General features: G+C 25.6%; 1 protein-coding gene. It reads right to left on the reverse strand.

The window, feature by feature from the left end; all coding sequences use genetic code 11:
* Nucleotides 1-774 (reverse strand): two-partner secretion domain-containing protein (locus AWT72_RS08695; RefSeq protein WP_197407662.1); only part of this gene is annotated, 774 nt, incomplete at both ends.

A 774-nucleotide genomic window follows, 5' to 3' on the forward strand; every position in this document is an offset into this window, starting at 1 on the left:
TTGTGTTAATTCTTTACGAATTTGCCATTTTTCTACATCTTTTTCATCATATACTTTACCATCTTTATCTTTCCATATTTTCTTTAACTTACCAAAGTCTTCTATTTTTCCTATGTTTTCTAATTTTTTGGCTTTTATATGTAAGTATTTATCTGCACTTATCTTTGAACCATTACTATTTACTACTTTATCATCTGCTTCTAATATTATATTTCTACCTTTTAAATTTTTTCCTTCTTCATTTAATATGTTTTTGGCTTTTATGTATAGTCTTTTATCTGCTTTTATCTTTTCTTCATTTTTAAAGTCATCTTCTAATGTTATATATGTCTTTTTACTATTTATCTTATCATATTTAATTTCTTTTGCTTTTATTCTTGTCTTATTAGCATTTATACTTTTAACTCCAATTCCTGAATTTGTTGCTACTATTGTTACTCTATCTGCATGGATTGAACCTACTATATCTGCACTTATTGGTATTCCTTTTTCCCCTGCTTTTGTTTCTACTAATAACTTTTTAGCTTTTACATCTCCTTGTACCTTTAATATCTTTGCCTTTATATTAAATCTTTCTACGTCTGTTGTATCTAAATCACTTAGTGATAATACTTCTCCTTTTGGTTTAGAATATTCTAACTTTCCATCATTATCTTTTACTTTAGAAGTTGTTAGGGTCATATTATGTATATTTATGAAATTAGCTCCATCTACTGTTATTCCATTTTCATTTGATAATATTACTGATAAATCATTTTTACTTAGAGCTTCTAT

Source organism: Oceanivirga salmonicida, assembly GCF_001517915.1.
GTDB lineage: Bacteria > Fusobacteriota > Fusobacteriia > Fusobacteriales > Leptotrichiaceae > Oceanivirga > Oceanivirga salmonicida.